Source organism: Mycobacterium sp. PS03-16, assembly GCF_004570325.1.
Taxonomy (GTDB): domain Bacteria; phylum Actinomycetota; class Actinomycetes; order Mycobacteriales; family Mycobacteriaceae; genus Mycobacterium.
Map to the genome: position 1 here is coordinate 22,168 of NZ_SPQO01000006.1, position 20,526 is coordinate 42,693.

The 20,526-nt window shown below is 69.3% G+C and carries 21 protein-coding genes; 14 read left to right on the forward strand and 7 right to left on the reverse strand.

The window, feature by feature from the left end; translation table 11 throughout:
• Nucleotides 1-49: 49 nt before the first annotated feature.
• From E4P42_RS06960 to E4P42_RS06970, 3 genes are read right to left on the reverse strand one after another with little or no spacing between them, the layout of a single operon-like run.
• Nucleotides 50-877 (reverse strand): ATP-binding cassette domain-containing protein, encoded by an 828-nt coding sequence (locus E4P42_RS06960; RefSeq protein WP_135124441.1) that lies wholly within the window; start codon nt 875-877, stop codon nt 50-52.
• A gap of 5 nt (nt 878-882) precedes the next feature.
• On the reverse strand, nt 883-1,935 hold the full coding sequence (locus tag E4P42_RS06965; RefSeq protein WP_135124443.1) for an ABC transporter permease: 1,053 nt from the start codon (nt 1,933-1,935) through the stop codon (nt 883-885).
• 31 nt (nt 1,936-1,966) lie between these two features.
• On the reverse strand, nt 1,967-2,953 hold the full coding sequence (locus E4P42_RS06970; protein ID WP_135124445.1) for a substrate-binding domain-containing protein: 987 nt from the start codon (nt 2,951-2,953) through the stop codon (nt 1,967-1,969).
• Nucleotides 2,954-3,086: 133 nt separating this feature from the next.
• Here E4P42_RS06970 and E4P42_RS06975 point away from each other — a divergent pair, with 133 nt between their 5' ends.
• On the forward strand, nt 3,087-3,860 hold the full coding sequence (locus tag E4P42_RS06975; RefSeq protein ID WP_135124447.1) for a TIM barrel protein: 774 nt from the start codon (nt 3,087-3,089) through the stop codon (nt 3,858-3,860).
• 10 nt (nt 3,861-3,870) lie between these two features.
• On the opposite strand, the gene E4P42_RS06980 is transcribed toward E4P42_RS06975, so the two are convergent.
• Nucleotides 3,871-4,602 carry a GntR family transcriptional regulator gene (locus E4P42_RS06980; protein ID WP_135124449.1) on the reverse strand — a complete coding sequence of 244 codons (732 nt, stop codon included), beginning with the start codon at nt 4,600-4,602 and terminating at the stop codon, nt 3,871-3,873.
• A 156-nt stretch (nt 4,603-4,758) separates the two neighbouring features.
• Between E4P42_RS06980 and iolC the strand changes: the two genes are divergently transcribed.
• The 5 genes from iolC to E4P42_RS07005 are packed head-to-tail and all read left to right on the forward strand — an operon-like array spanning nt 4,759 to nt 10,374.
• On the forward strand, nt 4,759-5,730 hold the full coding sequence (gene iolC, locus E4P42_RS06985; RefSeq protein WP_135124451.1) for a 5-dehydro-2-deoxygluconokinase: 972 nt from the start codon (nt 4,759-4,761) through the stop codon (nt 5,728-5,730).
• Nucleotides 5,723-6,604 (forward strand): aldolase, encoded by an 882-nt coding sequence (locus E4P42_RS06990; protein WP_135124453.1) that lies wholly within the window; start codon nt 5,723-5,725, stop codon nt 6,602-6,604. The genes iolC and E4P42_RS06990 overlap by 8 nt, the downstream gene beginning before the upstream one ends.
• Nucleotides 6,605-6,608: 4 nt before the next feature.
• Nucleotides 6,609-7,463 (forward strand): 5-deoxy-glucuronate isomerase, encoded by an 855-nt coding sequence (gene iolB, locus E4P42_RS06995; protein WP_135124455.1) that lies wholly within the window; start codon nt 6,609-6,611, stop codon nt 7,461-7,463.
• Nucleotides 7,460-9,397 (forward strand): 3D-(3,5/4)-trihydroxycyclohexane-1,2-dione acylhydrolase (decyclizing), encoded by a 1,938-nt coding sequence (gene iolD / locus E4P42_RS07000; RefSeq protein WP_135124457.1) that lies wholly within the window; start codon nt 7,460-7,462, stop codon nt 9,395-9,397. Before iolB ends, iolD begins: the two co-directional genes overlap by 4 nt.
• A 44-nt stretch (nt 9,398-9,441) precedes the next feature.
• Entirely contained in the window at nt 9,442-10,374 is a 933-nt protein-coding gene (locus E4P42_RS07005; protein WP_371286996.1) for a Gfo/Idh/MocA family protein, read from the forward strand.
• Here E4P42_RS07005 and E4P42_RS07010 read toward each other — a convergent pair.
• Both E4P42_RS07010 and E4P42_RS07015 read right to left on the reverse strand, forming a co-directional pair.
• A complete protein-coding gene (locus tag E4P42_RS07010; RefSeq protein ID WP_135124461.1) occupies nt 10,346-11,452 on the reverse strand; it encodes a dihydrodipicolinate reductase in 1,107 nt (368 codons plus the stop codon). The two genes, E4P42_RS07005 and E4P42_RS07010, sit on opposite strands and share 29 nt — an antisense overlap.
• Nucleotides 11,449-12,483 (reverse strand): Rieske 2Fe-2S domain-containing protein, encoded by a 1,035-nt coding sequence (locus tag E4P42_RS07015; RefSeq protein ID WP_135124463.1) that lies wholly within the window; start codon nt 12,481-12,483, stop codon nt 11,449-11,451. Before E4P42_RS07015 ends, E4P42_RS07010 begins: the two co-directional genes overlap by 4 nt.
• Before the next feature lie 90 nt (nt 12,484-12,573).
• Between E4P42_RS07015 and E4P42_RS07020 the strand changes: the two genes are divergently transcribed.
• From E4P42_RS07020 to E4P42_RS07055, 8 genes are all read left to right on the forward strand, one after another.
• Nucleotides 12,574-13,137 carry a TetR family transcriptional regulator gene (locus E4P42_RS07020; RefSeq protein ID WP_167759398.1) on the forward strand — a complete coding sequence of 188 codons (564 nt, stop codon included), beginning with the start codon at nt 12,574-12,576 and terminating at the stop codon, nt 13,135-13,137.
• 58 nt (nt 13,138-13,195) lie between these two features.
• Nucleotides 13,196-14,275 (forward strand): YncE family protein, encoded by a 1,080-nt coding sequence (locus tag E4P42_RS07025; protein ID WP_135124465.1) that lies wholly within the window; start codon nt 13,196-13,198, stop codon nt 14,273-14,275.
• 9 nt (nt 14,276-14,284) lie between these two features.
• A complete protein-coding gene (fdhD, locus tag E4P42_RS07030; RefSeq protein WP_135124468.1) occupies nt 14,285-15,109 on the forward strand; it encodes a formate dehydrogenase accessory sulfurtransferase FdhD in 825 nt (274 codons plus the stop codon).
• A gap of 63 nt (nt 15,110-15,172) precedes the next feature.
• The gene (locus tag E4P42_RS07035) at nt 15,173-16,480 is read left to right on the forward strand and encodes a nucleotide disphospho-sugar-binding domain-containing protein (RefSeq protein WP_135124470.1); all 1,308 of its coding nucleotides are present in this window, start codon (nt 15,173-15,175) and stop codon (nt 16,478-16,480) included.
• Between the two features lie 72 nt (nt 16,481-16,552).
• Complete coding sequence (locus E4P42_RS07040) at nt 16,553-17,011, forward strand: hypothetical protein (RefSeq protein WP_135124472.1); 459 nt, start codon at nt 16,553-16,555, stop codon at nt 17,009-17,011.
• On the forward strand, nt 17,001-17,567 hold the full coding sequence (locus E4P42_RS07045; protein ID WP_135124474.1) for a DUF6529 family protein: 567 nt from the start codon (nt 17,001-17,003) through the stop codon (nt 17,565-17,567). Before E4P42_RS07040 ends, E4P42_RS07045 begins: the two co-directional genes overlap by 11 nt.
• A gap of 15 nt (nt 17,568-17,582) precedes the next feature.
• Nucleotides 17,583-18,008, forward strand: a complete 426-nt coding sequence (locus E4P42_RS07050; protein ID WP_245233915.1) for a ubiquinol-cytochrome c reductase iron-sulfur subunit — start codon at nt 17,583-17,585, stop codon at nt 18,006-18,008.
• A 59-nt stretch (nt 18,009-18,067) separates the two neighbouring features.
• Entirely contained in the window at nt 18,068-19,168 is a 1,101-nt protein-coding gene (locus E4P42_RS07055) for a fatty acid desaturase (protein WP_135124476.1), read from the forward strand.
• 18 nt (nt 19,169-19,186) lie between these two features.
• Here E4P42_RS07055 and clpX read toward each other — a convergent pair whose 3' ends face one another.
• Entirely contained in the window at nt 19,187-20,467 is a 1,281-nt protein-coding gene (clpX, locus tag E4P42_RS07060; protein WP_135124478.1) for an ATP-dependent Clp protease ATP-binding subunit ClpX, read from the reverse strand.
• Between the last annotated feature and the right edge of the window lie 59 nt (nt 20,468-20,526).

Genomic DNA, 20,526 nt, shown 5'->3' on the forward strand with positions numbered 1-20,526 from the left:
GCGCCCGCCGCGTGGGCGTCGACCCGGTGAATTACCGGCGAACTCGCCGTCAGGCGCCCCGGCCGCCGCGCAGTTCGTGCGACAGCGCCTCGAGTTCGTCGCCGCCGGCCATCTCCTGGGTGAGGTGTTCGAGCGAGATGTCGTCGTAGGTGCAGTCGAGCTTCTGCCTGCCGCGGTTGAGCAGCACGAAGTGGTCACCGACCATGTGCGCGTGGTGCGGATTGTGGGTGATGAACACCACGCCGAACCCGGCCTCCTTGGCCGCGGTGATGTACTTGAGCACCACGCCGGACTGTTTGACGCCCAGCGCCGCGGTCGGCTCGTCGAGGATCAGCACCCGGGCGCCGAAGAACACCGCCCGCGCGATCGCCACGCACTGCTTCTGGCCGCCGGACAGCGATCCGATCGGCACGTCGACGTCGGGCAGGTCGATCCCCATCTTGTGCAGTTCGGACAGCGTGGTGGCCCGCATCGCGTTGGCGTCCAGCGACCAGGGGAACGATTTCCTGCGGATCTCCTGGCCCAGGAAGAAGTTGCGCCACACCGGCATCAGCGGTACGACGGCCAGGTTCTGGTACACCGTCGCGATGCCGCTGCGCAGCGCATCGGCCGGTGACGCGAACCGCGTCGGCTTGCCGTCGACGAGCAGTTCACCGTCGGTCTGCTGATGCAACCCCGAGATGATCTTGATCAGCGTCGACTTGCCCGCCCCGTTGTCGCCCAGGATCCCGGTCACCTCGCCGGCATGCACCCGCAGGCAGATGTCCTTGAGCGCAACGATGTTGCCGTAGGTCTTGCCGACATTGCGCAGTTCGACCAGCGGTGCCTTACCGCCCGACGGTGCGTCGTGTTCTGGACGTTCCACAGTTGCAGTCACTCCGGTCACCTCTTGGCGGCGTAGGAACGGAAGGCGTTGTTGGCGATCACCGCGAACAGCAGCATCGCGCCGAGGAAGAACTTGAACCAGTCGGGGTCCCAGCCGGCGTAGACGATGCCCTGGTTGGTCATACCGAAGATGAACGCGCCGATGGCCGCGCCGATCGCGGTGCCGTACCCGCCGGTGAGCAGGCAACCGCCGATCACCGCGGCGATGATGTAGAAGAACTCGTTGCCGATGCCCTGGCCGGACTGCACGGTGTTGAACGAGAACAACAGGTGCATGCCGACGAACCAGGCACAGAAGCCGACGAACATGAACAGCCCGATCTTGACCTTGGTCACCGGAACACCCACGGCCCGAGCGCTGTCCGCGTCACCGCCGACCGCGAAGATCCAGTTGCCCACCTTGGTCTTGAACAGCACCCACGTCGCCACCGCGGTGAACAGCAGCCACCACACCACGGTGATGCGGACATCGACTCCCAGCACGGTGAACGACGACGCGAACACCGTGCGCGCCGAGTCCCAGCCCTGCATGTCGCTGACGCTCTGGGTGGCGACCTGACCGGCGACCAGTTTGGTGACCGCGAGGTTGATGCCGGCGATCATGAAGAACGTGCTCAGCGTGATGAGGAAGCTCGGGATCTTGGTCTTCATCACCAGGAATCCGTTGAAGAACCCCACCGCCAGGGCCATGATCAGCGCCAGCGCCGCCCCCACCCACAGATTGAGATGCAGGTTGTAGGACAGCATCGAGGCCGCCAGCGAGCTGAACGTCACCGCGACACCGGTCGACAGGTCGAACTCCCCGCCGATCATCAGCACCGCGACGCCGCACGCCATGATGCCGATCGTGGAGCTGGCGTAGAGCACGGTGGCCAGCGACGCCGCCTCCCGGAACGGCCCCGCCACGATGAGGAAGAACACGAAGATCCCGATGGCGCCGATCCCCGCCCCGACCTCGGGGCGGATCAGCAAGCGCTGCAGGCGGTTCCGCTCCTTGACACGTTCGTCGCGGACCACGGTGTGGCCGGCGACGTCGACATTGGTACTCATCAGTGCCGTCCGTTCTTCGCCCGAGCGCTCATCATCGTGTCCCGCCGCGGGCGTATTCGGCGACCGCCTCGATGTTCGAGCTGTCGATGAACGCGGGTCCGGTGAGCGTCGGCGCCCCACCGCCGATGACGTTGCCGTTGCTCAGGTACAGCCACAGCGAGTCGACCGCCAGGTAACCCTGCAGGTACGGCTGCTGGTCGACGGCCCACTGCACGTCGCCGCCCTCGATGGCATCGACCAGCGCGGCGTTGGTGTCGAAGGTGCCGATCTTGGCGGTGCTGCCGGCGTTCTTGGCCGACTGCACGGCGGTCAGCGCGAACGGCGCACCGAGGGTGACGACGTAGTCGATCGCGGGGTCCTGCTGCAGCTTGGCCGTCATCGTCGACTCCACCGACGGCATGTCCTTGCCGTTGACGTTGAGGATCTCGGTGGCCGGGAAGGTGTTCTGCACACCGGCGCAGCGCGCTTCGAGGTCGACGTGACCCTGTTCCTGGATCACGCAGACGGCCTTGGTCGCCCCCTCGGCCCGCAGCCGGTCACCGACGCCCTGCCCGGCGATGTAACCGTCCTGACCGAAGTACTCCTTGACGCCCATCTCCTTCCAGGCGTCCATGCCGGCGTTGAACGCCACGACCGGGATACCCTTGGCCTCGGCGGCTTTCACCGCGCCCTGCATCGCATCCGGCTTCGCGAGGGTGACCGCGATACCGTCCACGCCGCTGTCGACCGCGGTCTGCACCAGGTTCGCCTGGTTCGGCGCCTCCGGGTCGTTGGAGTAGCGCAGTTCGATGTTGTCCTTCTGGGCCGCGGCCTCGGCGCCCTTGCGCACCAGATCCCAGAACGAGTCACCGGGCACTTCGTGCGTGATCATCGCGATGGTCATCCGGGGTGTGTCCACGGTGCCGCCGCCGGACCCCTCCCCCGACTCCTGCGGCGCCCCGCCGGTGCTGGAACACGATGCGAGCCCCAGCGCCACCACGCCCGCCCCGGCGATCGTCACCAACCGGTTGAACCTCATATCTCCTCCATCGCTCAGGACACACTTCTGTCGACGATGTAATACGGCTCACACGCGAAAGTCAACACTTTGTTCGGACATTAGGACTGCAAGTCAAATGTTAGGGTCCGGGCACCGGACGGAAAGGACGGCAATGGACCACTTCGATCTCGCGGTGTGCGCGGAGATGGTGTTCACCGACCTGCCGATCACCGAACGCGCCCGCCGCATCGACGAGCTCGGCATGGCCGTGGAGATCTGGAGCTGGCACGACAAGGACCTGCGGGCGCTGGCGGCCACCGGCGCACGGTTCTCGTCGATGACGGGGTACCTGCACGGCGACCTGATCGATCGCGAGGGCGCCGAGGAGGTGGTGCGCACCGCCGCGCTCAGCATCGAAGCCGCTCGCACACTGGGCGTTCCACGGCTGAACCTGCACACCGCCGAACTGGTCGACGGCCGCGCGGCCCGGCCGCGTCACCGCAGCACCGGCGCGATGTGGACCTCGGCGCTGCGCGCGCTCGAGCGCATCGGCGAACTCGGCGACGCCGCCGGCGTCACGTTCTGCCTGGAGAACCTCAACACCATCGTCGACCACCCCGGAGTCCCGCTGGCTCGCGCGAAGGACACGCTCGCGCTGGTCGAGGGGGTGGGCCATCCTCGCGTCAAGATGATGCTCGACCTCTACCACGCGCAGATCGGCGAGGGGAACCTCGTCGAACTGGTGCGCCGGTGCGGCGACGCGATCGGTGAGATCCAGGTGGCCGACGTGCCGGGGCGGTGCGAACCGGGCACCGGCGAGATCCACTACCCGGCGATCGCGGAAGCTCTGCGCGCCATGGACTATCGCGGCACCATCGGCCTCGAGGCATGGGCCCGTGGCGATTCGGTGGCCGCGGTGGAGGCGTTCCGCGCGGCGTTCCGGTGAGACGCCCCCGCTAACGGTCGACCAGCGTGGTGTCGAAGTAGTAGCGCGACGCCCGGTAGCAGTGCACGCCGAACTCGACCGCGGCACCCGAGTCGTCGAAGGCGACGCGGGACATGGTCAGCAGCGGCGCCCCGGCCTTCTCCTCGAGCAACCGCGCCTCGGCGCGGGTGGCGCCCTTGGCGCCGATGCGCTGGCGCGCCAACCGAATGTGCACGCCGCGCGCGCGCAGTGACTGGTAGAGGCCGTGGCGTTCGAGTTCCTCGGCATCCGGAGCGAGGTCGGCGGGCAGGTGGTTGGTCATCACCGCCAGCGGCTCACCGTTGGCGCACCGCAGCCGGTGGATCGAGACGACCTCGCGGTCGGCCGGGATGGACAGTTCCCGGGCGACGTCCTCGTCGGGATGGCCGCGGCGGTAGTCCAGCAGCTGCGTCGACGGCTCCTGGCCGGCGCGCGCGAGATCGTCGAACAGGCTGGTCAATTCGACCCGCCGGTGCACCGGGTTCTGCACCACCTGGGTGCCCACCCCGCGTTTGCGCACCAGCAGACCCTTGTCCACGAGCTCCTGGATCGCGCGCCGGGTGGTGGGCCGCGACAGCGTCAGCCGCTTGGCCAGCGCCAGCTCGTTCTCGAACCGGTCGCCGGGGGCGAGTTCGCCGTTGCGGATGGCGGCCTCGATCGCCTGGGCCAGCTGGTAGTACAGCGGCACCGGGCTCGACCGGTCGAGCTCCACCGTCAAGGGCACGTCGACTCCGATCTCGCGTTGGACCGAACCTGGGAAGTAGCGGAATACTAACACCGCATGATTGAAAGTTAGAATGTCAGGACAAAGTCTTGACATGGACGACGGCCCAGAGGCACAGTCGATGGCAGTCGTCCCCTACCGCGGAAGAGCGCGCCAGTGACCCCCACCCCCACCTTCGACGTCCTCGCCATCGGGCGATCCGGCGTCGACATCTATCCGCTGCAGATCGGCCGCGGTCTCGAAGACGTCGAATCGTTCGGGAAGTTCCTCGGCGGCAGTGCAGCCAACGTCGCGGTCGCCGCGGCCCGCCTCGGTGAGCGCACCGCGCTGATCTCCGGCGTCGGCGCCGACCCCTTCGGCGTCTTCGTCCGCAACGAGCTGGACCGCCTCGGCGTGGACAACCGGTTCGTCGCGACCGACGACACCTACCCGACGCCGGTCACGTTCTGCGAGATCTTCCCGCCGGACCACTTCCCGCTGTACTTCTACCGCCGGCCGAGTGCCCCGGACCTGCAGGTCCGGCCCGATCAGATCGACGCCGACGCCGTCCGCGGCGCCCGGCTGTACTGGTCGACGGTGACCGGCCTGAGTGAGGAGCCCAGCCGCAGCGCGCATTTCGCGGCGTGGCAGATCCGTGAACGCAGGCCGCTGACCGTGCTCGACCTCGATTACCGGCCGATGTTCTGGTCCTCGCCCGCCGCGGCCACCGAACAGGTCCGCAAGGCGCTGGCCCACGTCACCGTGGCGGTCGGCAACCGGGAGGAGTGTGAGATCGCGGTCGGCGAGACCAATCCGCACCGGGCCGCCGATGCGCTGCTCGACCTCGGCGTCGAGCTCGCGATCGTCAAACAGGGCCCGCGCGGCGTGCTCGGCAAAACCCGGCACTCCTCGGTCACCGTGTCCCCCAACGAGGTGGACGTGGTCAACGGCCTGGGGGCCGGCGACGCGTTCGGCGGTAGTCTGTGCCACGGTCTGCTGCACGACTGGCCGCTGGAGAAGACACTGCGCTACGCCAACGCCGCAGGCGCGATCGTCGCGTCGCGGCTGGAATGCTCGACCGCGATGCCCACCGCCGCCGAGGTGGCGGCACTGGCCGAACAGACCGCGGTGGGAGCGGTCAATGTCTGACATCCGTTGCGGCAGCTACGCCGAGATCACCGAACTGCGCGCCACCGAACCCGCCGCGATCGCCACCGCGTGGCAGCAGCGGGTTCCCCGCCCGACCGTCCGCGGGGACGGCCGGTTGATGATCGTCGCGGCCGACCACCCCGCCCGCGGGGCGCTCGCGGTCGGCGCCAAGCCAACCGCGATGAACAGCCGCACCGATCTGCTCGACCGGCTTCGCGCCGCGCTGGCCGACCCGGGGGTGGACGGGGTGCTGGCCACCTCCGACATCCTCGACGACCTGCTGCTGCTCGGCGCGCTCGACGACAAGGTCGTGTTCTCCTCGATGAACCGCGGCGGCCTGGCCGGCGCCGGCTTCGAGCTCGACGACCGGATGACCGCCGCGACCGCGGAAGCCACCGCCGCCGCGGGGATGAACGGCGGAAAGATGCTGTGCCGCATCGATCTGGGCGATCCCGGCACCGTGGCCACCCTGGAGGCCTGCGCCCGCGCGGTCGACGCGCTGGCCGCGCGCGGACTGATCGCGATGGTCGAGCCGTTCATGTCGGCCCGCGTCAACGGCAAGGTCCGCAACGACCTCACCCCCGACGCGGTGATCAAGTCGATCCACATCGGCCAGGGTCTCGGTTCGACGTCGGCCTACACCTGGATGAAACTGCCGGTGGTCGACGAGATGGACCGCGTGATGGCCGCGACGACGTTGCCCACCCTGCTGCTCGGCGGCGACCCCACCGACCCGGACGCCGCGTTCGCCAGCTGGGAGAAGGCGCTGGCGCTGCCGTCGGTGCGCGGGCTGATCGTCGGCCGCACCCTGCTCTATCCGCCCGACGACGATGTCAGCTCCGCGGTGGCGACCGCCGTGGCGATGGTGAGGTGAGGCAATGAACAGCGAGTACTACATTCCCGCGCGCAGCGCCACGGCCCCCTACACGGTCGACGTCACGCCCGAGTCCGCCGGCTGGAGCGAATCGAGCCTTCGGGTCGTCGAACTCGACGGACCGCTGGAATCACACACCGGCGACACCGAGGTCATGATCCTGCCGCTCGCCGGGGGCGGCGCGGTCGAGTGCGCCGGTGAGAAGTACGACCTGTCCCCCCGGGCCTCGGTGTTCCACGGGCCCGCCGACATGGTCTACGTCGGCGTCGACACCGGATACACACTGCACGGCGAGGGCCGCTTCGCGATCTGCGGCGCCCGCGCCCGGCGTGCGCTGCCGGTGCGGCGGGTGCCCGCCGCGGACGTGCCCGTCGAACTGCGCGGCGCGGGCAACTGCAGCAGGCAGGTGCACAACTTCGGCACTGCAGGAGTTTTCGAGGCCGACTCGCTGATCGCCTGCGAGGTGATCACCCCCGGCGGCAACTGGTCGAGTTATCCGGCGCACAAACACGACGAGGAGTCGCCGGTCGAATCACAGCTCGAGGAGATCTACTACTTCGAAATCCAGGCCGGCCCGGACGGGTCCCGCGGCTTCGGCTACCACCGGGTGTACGGCACCCCGCAGCGGCCGATCGAGGTGCTCGAAGAGGTCCGCACAGGTGATGTCGTGCTGGTGCCGCACGGTTACCACGGCCCCTCGGTCGCCGCGCCCGGATACCACATGTACTACCTCAACGTGATGGCCGGACCGGGCGCCGAACGCGCCTGGCGGATCGTCGACGACCCTGAACACGCCTGGCTGCGCGGCTCCTGGGAATCCCAGGAGGTCGATCCGCGACTGCCCCTACGAGGAGAATGACGGTGGTTTCCAAAGCATCTGCGTTCAAGGCCCCGCACGCCGAACCGACCGTTCGGCTGACCGTCGCGCAGGCCTGCGTGCGGTTCCTGGCCAACCAGTACGTCGAACGTGACGGGCAGCGGCACCGGTTCTTCGCCGGCTGCTTCGGCATCTTCGGCCACGGCAACGTCGCCGGCCTCGGGCAGGCGCTGCTCGAAGCCGAGGTGACCGCCGCCGTACCCGGGCTGCGCTATGTGCTGGGCCGCAACGAGCAGGCCATGGTGCACAGCGCGGTCGCCTACGCCCGGCAGAAGGACCGCCTGCAGGCGTGGGCGGTGACGGCCAGCATCGGCCCCGGCTCGACCAACATGGTCACCGGCGCCGCCCTGGCCACCATCAACCGGCTCCCCGTGCTGCTGCTGCCGTCGGACACGTTCGCCACCCGCGTCGCCGCACCGGTGCTGCAGGAACTCGAACTCCCCCACGACGCCGAGGTCACCGTCAACGACTGCTTCAAACCGGTGTCGCGCTTCTTCGACCGGGTGTGGCGGCCCGAACAGTTGCCGTCGGCGCTGATCGGCGCGATGCGGGTGCTGACCGATCCGGTGGAGACCGGCGCGGCGACCATCGCGCTGCCGCAGGACGTGCAGGCCGAGGCGTTCGACTGGCCGGAAGCCCTGTTCGCCGAACGCACCTGGCACGTCGCCCGCCCACTGCCCGAACCGGCCATGGTGGAACGGGCGGCCGCCATCATCCGCTCCGCCCGCCGGCCCCTCATCGTCGCCGGCGGCGGCGTCATCTACTCCGGCGCCACCGAGGCGCTGGGCACTTTCGCCGAACGCACCGGCATCCCGGTCGGCCAGAGTCAGGCCGGCAAGGGTGCGCTGGCCTACGACCACCCGCAGTCGGTCGGCGCCATCGGTTCCACGGGGACCACCGCGGCCAACGCGCTGGCCGCCGACGCGGATGTCGTGATCGGGATCGGCACCCGCTACGGCGATTTCACCAGCGCCAGCCGCACCGCGTTCAACGACCCCGGTGTCCGGTTCGTGAACATCAACGTCGCCTCGCTCGACTCGGTCAAACAGGGCGGCCTGTCGGTGGTCGCCGACGCCCGCGAGGCCATCGAGGCGCTCGACGCGGCGCTGGCCGGCTACCGGGTCGATGACGACTACCATTCGCGGACACGCGAATTGGCCCGGGAATGGGATGAGACGGTGGCGTCGGCCTACCGGGTCGCCGAGGACGGTTCCGCGCTGAACCAGAACCAGGTCATCGGGCTGGCCAACACGCTGTCCGAGCCGCGTGACGTCGTGGTGTGCGCGGCCGGATCGATGCCCGGCGACCTGCACAAGCTGTGGCGGATCCGCGATCCCAAGGGCTACCACGTCGAGTACGGCTACTCCTGCATGGGCTACGAGATCGCCGGCGGCATCGGGGTGCGGATGGCCGACCCCGACCGCGACGTGTTCGTCATGGTCGGCGACGGTTCGTACCTGATGATGGCCACCGAGCTGGTGACCGCCGTGCAGGAGGGCCTCAAGGTGATCGTGGTGCTGGTGCAGAACCACGGGTTCGCCTCGATCGGGTCGCTGTCGGAATCGCTGGGGTCGCAACGGTTCGGCACGTCCTATCGGTACCGCGGGGAGGACGGCCGCCTCGACGGTGACAAGCTGCCGGTCGACCTGGCCGCCAACGCCGCCAGCCTGGGCGCCGACGTGATCCGCGTCGCGACCGCCGCCGAGTTCACCGACGCGGTGAAGGTGGCCAAGGCCAGTGAACGCACCACGGTGATCCACGTCGAGACCGACCCGACGATCTACGCCCCCGACAGCCAGTCCTGGTGGGACGTGCCGGTCAGCCAGACCTCGGCGCTGGAGTCGACGCGCACCGCGCACGAGACCTACGCGCAGTGGAAGCAGGTGCAGCGCCCACTGCTCGGGCCGGCCGAGTGACCCCGGACCCCGAGCTGCGGATCGCGGTCGTCGGGGTCGGCGTGATGGGTGCCGACCACGTCGCGCGGATCACCGACCGGATCACCGGCGCGCGGGTCAGCGTGGTCAACGACGTCTCGGCCGCGCGCGCCGCGCAGGTCGCGGCCATGGCCCCCGGCGCGCGGGTCGAGCCGGACCCGGTGGCGGCCATCGCCGCCGACGACGTCGACGCGGTGCTGCTGGCCTCCCCCGGCCCGGTGCACGAACCACAGCTGCTGACCTGCCTCGAGCACCGGAAGCCCGTGCTGTGCGAGAAGCCGCTGACCACCGATCCGGCCTCGGCGCTCGAGGTGGTCCGCCGGGAGGCCGCGCGTGCGGCGCCGCTGATCCAGGTCGGCTTCATGCGCCGGTTCGACCCGGAGTACCGGCAGCTCAAGGACCTCCTCGACGCCGGGAAACTCGGCCGTCCGCTGGTGATGCACTGCGTGCACCGCAATCCCTCGGTCCCCCCGAGCTTCGATTCGGCGATGGTGGTCAAGGACTCGTTGGCCCATGAGGTCGACGTGACGCGGTTCCTGTTCGGCGAGGAGATCGCCTCGGTGCAGATCATCGCGCCGACGCCGAATCCCGGTGCCCCGCGCGGCATCCAGGATCCGCAGATCGCGATCTTCGCCACCGCGAGCGGCGCCCACGTCGACGCCGAGGTGTTCGTCACCACCGGCGTCGGGTACGAGGTGCGCACCGAGATCGTCGGCCAGCACGGCAACACGACCATCGGCCGCCGGGTCACCCCCGGCTTCCGGGAACACTTCGCGACCGCCTACGACATCGAGGTGCAGTGCTGGGTCGACGCCGTGCGCCGCGGCGCCGCCGCGGGCTCCTATGTCGACGGGCCCACCGCGTGGGACGGCTACGCCGCCGCCGCGGTCTGCGCGGCCGCCGTCGAGTCCCTCGGCACCGGGCAGCGGGTCAGCGTCGAGCTGGCCGCACGTCCCTGAACCGGCCGGCGAATCCGCGCAGCGGGACGTCGGCGCTGGTGAGCAGCCCGGGCGGGGCGGCCACCACCGACGTGATCACGTTGAGCGCGGGTAGACCCGTGACGGTCATGCCGATGGAGGCGAAGCTCGCCGGATCGGACAGGTCCACACCGGGTTTCGGGAAGATCATGTGCTTGTTGTAGATGCACGGGTCACCCTTGATCTGGGTGATGTAGCAGCCCTTGATGTCCCAGCTGGGATCGGTGTGCGGGGTCATCTGCCATTCCAGGTGCGTCTCGACGCGCGGCACACCGTCGACCATGCCCTGGTACTTGATGTAGTTGCCGCCCAGTGACCCCTTGGGCAGCTGGTACCAGCCGAGGTCGACGTCCTTGGTGCAGGCGCCGAGTTCGTAGCTGAACGCCACCTCGTCGAGGTCGAGGCCGAAGCAGTCGGCCATCATCAGCACGCTGTCGGCGAAGACGCGGGTGTACTTCTCCAGCTTGCCGGGGATGGCAGGATCGTCGACGGGTTGGCCGTAGCCGACCTCGATCCAGGTGTCGCGGCTGTGATGGCAGGACACGTCGACGGACTCGATGGTGGTGACGTTCTCGATCTCGGCGACGTCGGCCGAGCAGACCACGCCGAGGATCTGGTTGACCCCGGGGTTCATCCCGGTGCCGTAGAACGTCGACCCGCCCTTCTCGCAGGCCTCGGCCAGCAGTCGGCTGACCGGCTTCCCCGACGGGTGCGGGTGATTGGTGTCGCGGTGCCAGCCGGTGATCCAGTCCGCCGTGGTGACGATGTCGATGCCGGCCTCGAGCACCGTGACGTAGAGGTCCTCGTCGGGGAACACGCCGTGGAAGGTCACGACGTCAGGGCGGGCGGCGATGATCTCGTCGACCGTGCCCGTGGCGGTCACCCCGATCGGGTCGAGGCCGACGATCTCACCCGCGTCGCGGCCGACCTTCTCCGGTGTGTAGCAGTGCAATCCGATCAGCTCGAGGTCCGGGCGGTGGCGGATGCGCTTGATCATCTCGCTGCCGACGTTGCCGGTCGCGACCTGGAACACCCGGACCGGTTCGTGCGGGGATGTCATATCGCTGCGCCCTTCTTTTGTGTCGAGGCCAGGTCCGCGGCGCTGCCGCCGCGACCGTCGGGGTAGAACTGCATGGCCCACCGGCGGATCGCGGTGAATCCCTCGTACTCCGAGGCCGACAGCGCGGGCGGATCGGAGTAGCGCTGGTGGCTCCAGATGTGGATGTCCTGGCGGAACTGCCGGATCACCTCGCGGCCGAACTCGGCGGCCTTCTCGGCGGCCCGCGGCGTGTCGTTCCCGGGCGTCCTGCCGATGTAGACCATGAACCGCACGTCGGAGGTGCGGTCGTCGACGGGGGTGATCGCCGAGATCGTGCGGTTGTCGATCATTCCCCAGCTCTTGGTCACCGCGATGCCGAGCCCGCCGTTGATGGCCTCGACACCGCTGCGGACATCGTCGATCGACTGCTGGTCGTCGCCCTCGAACGTGATCGTGAAGTCGACGTGCGCCACCGGGTTCGCGAAGTCGTGGCGGGTGAAGATCGGGTTGATCGGCGTTTGGTGCACGTACTTGAAATGCGCGAAGTCGACGCCGTTCTCGAGCACGTACTGCGGGTGCATCTCGTGGCCCTGCTCGAACAGGCGCTGCTGCGGATAGTAGTCGTCCGCACTGCGGCCGTCGTCGAACGAGGCGAACACGTCGGGCGCGTCGAAGAACGGCGCGCGCCCCAGCGTGTCGTGCCAGATGTAGATCGACGAATTGCATTCGACCACCGGATAAGTCGTCATGCGACGGCCGCGGTTGGGCCTGCTCTCATACGGGATGCACACGTTGCGGCCCTCGGCATTCCATTGCCAGCCGTGAAACGGGCACTGGATCACCTCGCCGACCACGTGACCGCCGAAGCCGAGATGAGCCCCGAGATGTTCGCAGTAGGCGTTCATCACCGTCACCCGCCCCGACTTCGACCGCCAGGCGACCATCTCCTCGCCGAAGTACTTCATCGCGTGGACGTCTCCGACGCCGACCTCGTCGGACCACGCGACCTGGAACCAGCCCGTCGGCGTCATGGACAGTGGCGGCTTGGCCATTGCACGAGAATCACAGAGGCCTCTACGATTCGTCAAGTGGTGGAGACGACGCGGCGGCCCAACCGGCGCGGGCAGGCGACGCGCGACGGCATGCTCGACGCGGCGCTGCGTGCGTTGGCCACCGGCGACGCCGCCGCGGCCTCGGCCAACCGGATCGCCAAGGACGCCGGCGCCACGTGGGGAGCCGTGAAGTACCAGTTCGGCGACATCGACGGACTGTGGGCGGCGGTGCTGCGCCGCACCGCCGAACGACGCGGGGAGTTGCCGATGCGCCCCGACCGCGAGGCCCCGCTGCGCACCCGGGTGGCGACGATCATCGACACCCTCTACGAAGGCCTGACCGCGCCCGACTCGCGGGCGATCGAAACCCTGCGCCGGGCGCTGCCCCGCGACAGCGGCGAACTGGAGCGCACGTATCCGAAGACGGCCGCCGAGCTGGCGTCCTGGGGTCGGAGCTGGATCGAGGCCTGTCAACAGGCGTTCGCCGACGTCGACGTGGACCCACAGCGCATCCGCGAGGTCGCCGCCTTCATCCCCGGCGCGATGCGCGGCATCACCTCCGAACGCCAGCTGGGCACCTACTCCGACCTGGACCTGGCGCGCACCGGGCTGACCAACGCGATCGTCACCTATCTGCAGGCCCGGCCTGACTAGTTTCTTACGGTGCGCGCCCACCCGCGTCCCGTCGGAGCGTGCCGGGTAGTCGCCACGCATGAAGCGCTGGCTCGCACCGCTGGTCGCCGTCGCCATGCTGAGCGGCTGCAGCCAGCCCGCCCAGCCATCCGGTCCGGCGCCGGCGGCCACCCCGACCACCACCGGCCTGCTCCCGAGCGGGGTGCCGACCGAAGGGACCCGTCCCCCTGACGCCGACCTGCCCCCACCGGCCGAGCCGCAACGCGCACCGGCACAGACCGATCCGGTGCCCGGCCGCACCGTGCCCGTCGGCCGCGCGCCCGAGGGCATCGTCGTCGACGCCGTCACCCGCACCGTCGCCGTCGCCACGCGCGATCCGAACGAACTGGTGCTGCTCGACGCCGACACCGGCCGGATCACCGGTCGCACGCCCCTGCCCGGTTTCGTGCGCCACCTGCAACTCGCCGCACCCGGCGGACCCGTGCTGGTGCCGGTGGAGAGCGCCAACGCGCTGCTGCGTGTGCAGCTGCCCGGCGGTCGCGCCGAATCGCAGATCATCACCGGCACCGTCCCGCACGATGCGTCGCAGGCGCCCAACGGCACGGTGTTCGTGGCCAACGAACTCGGCGGCACGGTCGCCGCGGTGCGCGGCGACGCCATCGTCAAGGTGTTCACCGACAGCGTGCAGCCGGCCGGGCTGGCGCCGGTGGGCGACGCGATGGGCCTGCTCGACGTCCGCAAGAACGACCTCACCGTCTACGACGCGCAGGCGCTGACCATCGTCGGCGCCACACCCGCCGGTGCGGGACCCACCCACCTGGTCGCCGACCGGCACGGCCGGCTGATCGCCGCCGACACCCGCGGCGACGCGGTGCGGGTGTTCACGGCCCTGCCGGCGCCGCGTGAAGTGGGCTCGGTGGCCCAGCCCGGCGGCCCGTACGGGATCGCCTACGACCCGACCCGCGACCGGCTGTGGGTGGCCTCCTCGGGCACGAACGAGGTGGTGGGGTACGACATGGCCGACACCACGCCGCGGGAGGTGCGGCGGCTGCCCACCGTGCGGAACCCCTACACGGTGGGCGTCGACGCGACCACCGGCCGGCTGTTCGTGGCCGGAGTCACCGACGGGGTCGTGCAGCTCATCGACGTCCCCGCCTAGGCTGGACACATGGGCCGGGTCACCGCACGCAGACGTGTGCACCACGTGACGGCCGCCGACGTGGTCGCGCGCCCGGAGACACTCGCGGTCGAGGAACCACTCGAGCTGCGGGTGGGCGGTGAGCCGCTCACCGTCACGATGCGCACCCCCGGCTCCGATGTCGAACTCGCTCAGGGCTTCCTGCTCACCGAGGGCGTCATCGGCGACCGCGACGACGTGCTGACCGTGCGGTACTGCCGCGGCGAGGGGCCCGACGGCGTCAACACCTACAACGTCCTCGACGTGGCCCTCGCGCCGCACGTGCCGCCGCCGGGCACCGACGTGCGCCGCAACTTCTACACGACCTCGTCGTGCGGGGTGTGCGGCAAGGCGTCACTGGACGCGGTCCGGCTCATCAGCAGGCACGGCCCCGGCGACGATCCCACGGTGGTCGCCGCCGACACGCTGTCGGCACTGCCGGACCGGCTGCGCGCCGCCCAGAAGGTGTTCGCCAGCACCGGGGGGCTGCACGGCGCCGCACTGTTCAGCGTCGACGGCGAGATGCTGGTGGTCCGCGAGGACATCGGCAGACACAACGCGGTCGACAAGGTGATCGGCTGGGCGCTGGAGAACGGCCGCATCCCGCTCACGGGTACCGTACTGCTGGTCAGCGGCCGGGCGTCGTTCGAGCTGACCCAGAAGGCCGTGATGGCCGGTATCCCGGTGCTGGCCGCGGTGTCGGCACCGTCGTCGCTGGCCGTCGACCTCGCCGCGCAATCGGGTCTCACCCTGGTGGCGTTCCTGCGCGGGACGTCGATGAACGTCTACACGCGGCCCGACCGCGTCAGCCGCTGATCTCCACCGGATCTCCACGCAACCTCCAAGCTCCGGGACACACGTACGGCGAGCATTTTCGCCATGCCGGAAATCCTCATCGCCTCCATGTCCCCCATCGGCCACATCGGCCCGCTGCTGCACCTTGCTCGCGGTCTGATCGACCGCGGCGACCGCGTGACCGTGCTGACCTCGGCGGCCCGCGCCGACCTGATCCGGTCGGCCGGGGCACGGCCCCGCGCGCTGCCGCCACAGACCGACATCGACGAAACCCGCTTGAACGCACTGTTTCCCGGCCGGGAAGGCACGTCGGGCATCCGGCGGGTGAACTTCGACATCACCAACATCTTCGTGGCGCCGATGCCCCATCAGGCCGCCGCGCTGGCCGAGGCGTTTGCCGAGACCCGCTACGACGCCGTCATCGCCGACGCGGCGTTCTTCGGGATCCTGCCGTTCCTGCTCGGCGATCCCCACTCGCGACCGCCCATCCTGACCTACACCACCACACCGCTGTTCCTCAGCAGCCGCGACACCGCGCCGGGCGGACTGGGGATGGCGCCGTCGTCGACGCCGCTGGGCCGGGTGCGCAACCGGGTGCTGACCGCGCTCACCCACAAGGTGCTGCTGCGCGGCAGTCAGTCCGCCGCCGACGACCTGCTACACCGGATGAACAGCCCGGCGCTGCCCATGTTCCTCACCGACGCCGGAGTTCTCGCCGACCGCTTCATCGTGCCCACGGTCCCCGACTTCGACTATCCGCGTAGCGATCTGCCGGCGCATGTGCGCTACGTCGGCGCAGTCCACCCGGCGCGCACCCAGTCGTTCCTGGCACCGGACTGGTGGGGCGTGCTCGACAGTGGGCGGCCCGTCGTGCACGTCACCCAGGGCACCATCGACAATGCGGACCTGGGCCGGCTGCTGCTGCCCACCCTCGAGGCGCTCGCCGACGAGGACGTCGTGGTCGTGGCCACCACGGGCGGGCGCGCCGTCACCGAGATCGGCACCGCCCTGCCGCCGAATGCTCATGTGGCGGAGCTCCTTCCGCACGACATCCTGCTGCCGATGGTCGACGTGATGGTCACCAACGGCGGCTACGGGGCCGTGCAGCGCGCCCTGTCGTCGGGGGTGCCGCTGGTCGTCGCCGGCAACACCGAAGACAAACCCGAGGTCGCCGCCCGCGTCGCGTGGGCGGGTGCGGGCATCAACCTCAAGACGGGCACCCCGTCGCCCGCGGCGGTCCGCGCCGCGGTGCGCGCGGTGCTCGACGACGGGCGCTACCTCGCCAACGCCCGACGGTTGGAGGCCGCGTTCGCCCGCCGCGACGGGGTCGCCGAGATCGGCGCGCTCGTCGACGAGGTCGTCGCCGAACGCGTCCGGGTGGTGCACCGATGACCCGCTATTCGTGTGCCGACCCGTTCTGCCTCCCACCCCTACCCGACACCACACCCACCAGGAGCACACCTCATGAAGAACCCCGGCCCGATCCTCACCCTGACCGCGGTGGCCTGCGCCGGCGCTGGCATCTGGCTCGCCAACGTCTCCCACGAATCCGGTGCCGCCGCACCGGCGACCGTAGCGGCAACCACCGCGGTCCCGGCTGCTGCTGAACCAGAAGTCGAGGCACCGCGGAGTTTCCCGCAGCAGGCGCGGTATCTCGCCGACATCCCGACTCGCAACGGAACCCTGGCCGTGGACCTCAGCGTCGACGGGGACCGGGCGCGCGCCTACGCCTGCGACAACCGCGGCACCGAGGTGTGGCTGCGCGGTCAGGTGGCCGCCGGCGCTGTGCACCTGGCCAACACCGACGGCACCAGCACACTCGACGCCCGGCTCACCGACGCGGGCCTGAACGGCACGCTGCAGGTCGCCGACAGCCGGTGGACCTTCTCCGCCGCTCCGGTCGGGAGCAGCTATGGCTCCTGACACGGTGCGACTGCCCGCCCGGCACCGCGGCGATGTCGCGCTGGCGTTCGCCGTCGTCGCCGGTGCCCTGGTCGCCGTCGCCCTCGGCGCGTTCGGGACGCTTCACGAACCGCGGTTCTTCTCGGTCAACGTCGCAGGATTCTCCAGCGGCACCGCCGTCAAATCCTGGCTCGCGACGGTCGCCGTCGCGCTGGCCGTGTTCCAGCTGATCTCCGCTTTCGCGATGTACCGCCTGTGGCCGCGTGGCGCCGCGCCGCGCTGGACAGCCACGGCGCACGTCTGGTCGGGTCGGCTGGCGGTCCTGGTCACGGTTCCGGTCGCCGTGCACTGCCTCTACGCGCTCGGCGTTTCCGGCGCCGACACCCGGGTGCTGTTCCACTCGCTGTTCGGATGCTTCTTCTACGGCGTCTTCGTGACGAAAATGCTGTTGTTGACCCATCGGCGGCTGCGGCCGTGGATCATTCCCCTCGTCGGCGGGGTGCTGTTCTTCAGCCTCGTCTACGTGTGGCTGACGTCCGCGTTGTGGTTCTTCCAGACCAGCGGCCTGACGGTGTGAGAGAAAGGCGACTCGATGCGGATGCATTCGGTGCGGGCGCCCCGGCGCCACGTGGTGATCGGCGCGGGACTCGGCATGGTCACCGCGGTGCTGGCCGCCTGCACCACCTACGGCAAGAAGCCGGAACCGACGGCCGAAGCGCCGGCCGGCGGTGCCGCCCAGCCCGACGCGCTGACCACCACCGCGGACGTCCCGGTGGGGTCGGGGGTGATCGTCGGCGACACCGTGATCACCCAGCCCACCGCAGGCACCTTCACCGGATTGTCGACGACCTGCACGCACGCCGGCTGCACAGTGTCCGAGGTGGTCGACGGCCAGATCGTCTGTCCGTGCCACGGCAGCCGGTTCAACCTCGACGGATCGGTGGCCAAGGGGCCGGCCACCAAGCCCCTGGGGCCGCGGGCGGTCACCGTGCGCGGCGACGAGATCGTCGCGACGTAATCGGGGGACCGCCACGCAGGTAGGCTGGGTGACACCAGCCGACGACCCCAGGGATTCACGTGGCAATCAGAAGGGTCGCGGCCTACGCGCACCTGAGCGACGCAGACGTCGACACGCTGACCGCAGAGCTCGACGCCATCCGTGCCGACGTCGAAGCCTCGCTGGGCGCGCGTGACGCCGCCTACATCCGCCGCACCATCCGCGCGCAGCGGTTGCTCGACGTGGCGGCGCGGATCGTGGTGCACCGCAGCCGTAGCCGTGCGACCTGGCTGCTGGGTACCGTCGCGCTCGCCACCGCCAAGTCGATCGAGAACATGGAGATCGGACACAACGTCGGTCACGGTCAGTGGGATTGGATGAACGATCCCGAGATCCACTCGAACACGTGGGAGTGGGACATGGCCGGGCTGTCGTCGCAGTGGCGGTACTCGCACAACTACACCCACCATGTGTTCAACAACGTCATCGGCGTGGACGACGACCTGGGTTTCGGCGTGTTGCGGGTATCCCCCGACCAGGAGTGGAAACCGGACTATCTGGTGTCGCCGCTGCGGAATCTGTTGCTGGCGCTGATATTCGAGTGGGGAATCGCGCTGCACGGGTTGCACGCGGCGCGCGACCGCGCACTGCTCGCCGGCGGCTCGAAGGGCGGCCGGGAGCTGGCGGCCAAGGTCGGCAGGCAACTGAGCAAGGATTACCTCCTGCTGCCCGCGCTCAGTGGGCGGCGTTTCCGGCGCACGCTCGCGGCCAACGCCACGGCCAATGTGCTGCGCAACCTGTGGGCCTACGTGGTCATCTTCTGCGGGCACTTCCCCGACGGCGCGGAGAAGTTCGACCGCGTCGTCCTCGACGGGGAGACCCGCGGCGAGTGGTACCTACGGCAGATGCTCGGCAGCGCGAACTTCCACGCCGGCGCCGTGCTGGCGTTCCTGAGCGGCAACCTGTGCTACCAGATCGAACACCATCTGTTCCCGGACCTGCCGAGCAACCGGCTGGCCCAGATCGCGCGGCGGGTGCGGGCGCTGTGTGCGGAGTACGACCTGCCCTACACCACGGGCCCGCTACCCCGGCAGTATTTCCAGACGTTCCGGGCCATCCACAAGTACGCGTTGCCGGACCGGTTCCTCAAGGGGACGCCCGACGCCGCGCTTGTGCACTGAACGTCGCGAGAGACCGGGCTAGGCGCTCTTCTCGCGGCGCTCGTTGCGCGGTGGCTTGCGCGGCACGATCGTCGGCAGCACGTTGTCGTCGACGGTCTCCTTGGTCACCACGACCTTGGCGACGTCGTCGCGGCTGGGGATGTCGTACATCACCGGCAGCAGGACTTCCTCCATGATCGCGCGCAGGCCGCGGGCGCCGGTGCCGCGGTGGATGGCCTGGTCGGCGATGGCCTCGAGCGCGTCGTCGGCGAACTCCAGCTCGACGCCGTCCATCTCGAACAGCCGGGTGTACTGCTTGACCAGCGCGTTCTTCGGCTCCGAGAGGATCTTGACCAGCGAGTCCTTGTCCAGATTGGTCACCGAGGCGACGACCGGGAGACGGCCGATGAACTCCGGGATCAGACCGAACTTGATCAGGTCCTCGGGCATGACCTCGGCGAAGTGGTCCTGGGTGTCGATCTCGGCCTTGCTGCGCACCTCGGCGCCGAAGCCCAGGCCGCGCTTGCCGACCCGGTCGGACACGATCTTCTCCAGTCCGGCGAAGGCGCCGGCCACGATGAACAGCACGTTCGTCGTGTCGATCTGGATGAACTCCTGATGCGGGTGTTTGCGACCGCCCTGCGGCGGCACCGAGGCCTGGGTGCCCTCGAGGATCTTCAGCAGCGCCTGCTGCACGCCCTCGCCGGACACGTCGCGGGTGATCGACGGGTTCTCGCTCTTGCGGGCGATCTTGTCGACCTCGTCGATGTAGATGATTCCGGTCTCGGCGCGCTTGACGTCGTAGTCGGCGGCCTGGATCAGCTTGAGCAGGATGTTCTCGACGTCCTCACCGACGTAGCCCGCCTCGGTGAGCGCGGTGGCGTCGGCGATCGCGAACGGGACGTTGAGCATCTTGGCCAGCGTCTGCGCCAGGTAGGTCTTCCCACAACCGGTGGGGCCGAGCATCAGGATGTTGGACTTGGTCAGCTCGACCGGCTCGGAGCGCGAGTCGCGGGACTTCTCGCCGGCCTGGATGCGCTTGTAGTGGTTGTAGACCGCGACGGCCAGCGTGCGTTTGGCGGTGTCCTGTCCGATGACGTAGCTCTCGAGGAACTCGCGGATCTCGGCGGGCTTGGGCAGCTCGTCGAGTTTCACGTCATCGGCGTCGGCCAGTTCCTCTTCGATGATCTCGTTGCAGAGATCGATGCACTCGTCACAGATGTACACGCCGGGACCGGCGATGAGCTTCTTGACCTGCTTCTGACTCTTGCCACAGAACGAGCACTTCAGCAGGTCACCGCCGTCTCCGATACGCGCCATGGTGGTGGGGTCCTACTTTCCTGTCGACGTCGGTCAATCGGATCAGTGGGTTTGCGTGG

Coding starts and splice junctions, on each gene's coding strand:
- E4P42_RS07045 (WP_135124474.1), top strand. CDS start 17,001: ATGGCTCCTGACACGGTGCGACTGCCCGCCCGGCACCGCGGCGATGTC.
- E4P42_RS07050 (WP_245233915.1), top strand. CDS start 17,583: ATGCGGATGCATTCGGTGCGGGCGCCCCGGCGCCACGTGGTGATCGGC.
- E4P42_RS07035 (WP_135124470.1), top strand. CDS start 15,173: ATGCCGGAAATCCTCATCGCCTCCATGTCCCCCATCGGCCACATCGGC.
- E4P42_RS07020 (WP_167759398.1), top strand. CDS start 12,574: ATGCTCGACGCGGCGCTGCGTGCGTTGGCCACCGGCGACGCCGCCGCG.
- E4P42_RS07025 (WP_135124465.1), top strand. CDS start 13,196: ATGAAGCGCTGGCTCGCACCGCTGGTCGCCGTCGCCATGCTGAGCGGC.
- E4P42_RS07005 (WP_371286996.1), top strand. CDS start 9,442: ATGGGTGCCGACCACGTCGCGCGGATCACCGACCGGATCACCGGCGCG.
- E4P42_RS07010 (WP_135124461.1), bottom strand. CDS start 11,452: ATGACATCCCCGCACGAACCGGTCCGGGTGTTCCAGGTCGCGACCGGC.
- E4P42_RS06965 (WP_135124443.1), bottom strand. CDS start 1,935: ATGAGTACCAATGTCGACGTCGCCGGCCACACCGTGGTCCGCGACGAA.
- iolD (WP_135124457.1), top strand. CDS start 7,460: ATGACGGTGGTTTCCAAAGCATCTGCGTTCAAGGCCCCGCACGCCGAA.
- clpX (WP_135124478.1), bottom strand. CDS start 20,467: ATGGCGCGTATCGGAGACGGCGGTGACCTGCTGAAGTGCTCGTTCTGT.
- iolB (WP_135124455.1), top strand. CDS start 6,609: ATGAACAGCGAGTACTACATTCCCGCGCGCAGCGCCACGGCCCCCTAC.
- E4P42_RS06975 (WP_135124447.1), top strand. CDS start 3,087: ATGGACCACTTCGATCTCGCGGTGTGCGCGGAGATGGTGTTCACCGAC.
- E4P42_RS06990 (WP_135124453.1), top strand. CDS start 5,723: ATGTCTGACATCCGTTGCGGCAGCTACGCCGAGATCACCGAACTGCGC.
- E4P42_RS07015 (WP_135124463.1), bottom strand. CDS start 12,483: ATGGCCAAGCCGCCACTGTCCATGACGCCGACGGGCTGGTTCCAGGTC.
- E4P42_RS06970 (WP_135124445.1), bottom strand. CDS start 2,953: ATGAGGTTCAACCGGTTGGTGACGATCGCCGGGGCGGGCGTGGTGGCG.
- fdhD (WP_135124468.1), top strand. CDS start 14,285: ATGGGCCGGGTCACCGCACGCAGACGTGTGCACCACGTGACGGCCGCC.
- E4P42_RS07040 (WP_135124472.1), top strand. CDS start 16,553: ATGAAGAACCCCGGCCCGATCCTCACCCTGACCGCGGTGGCCTGCGCC.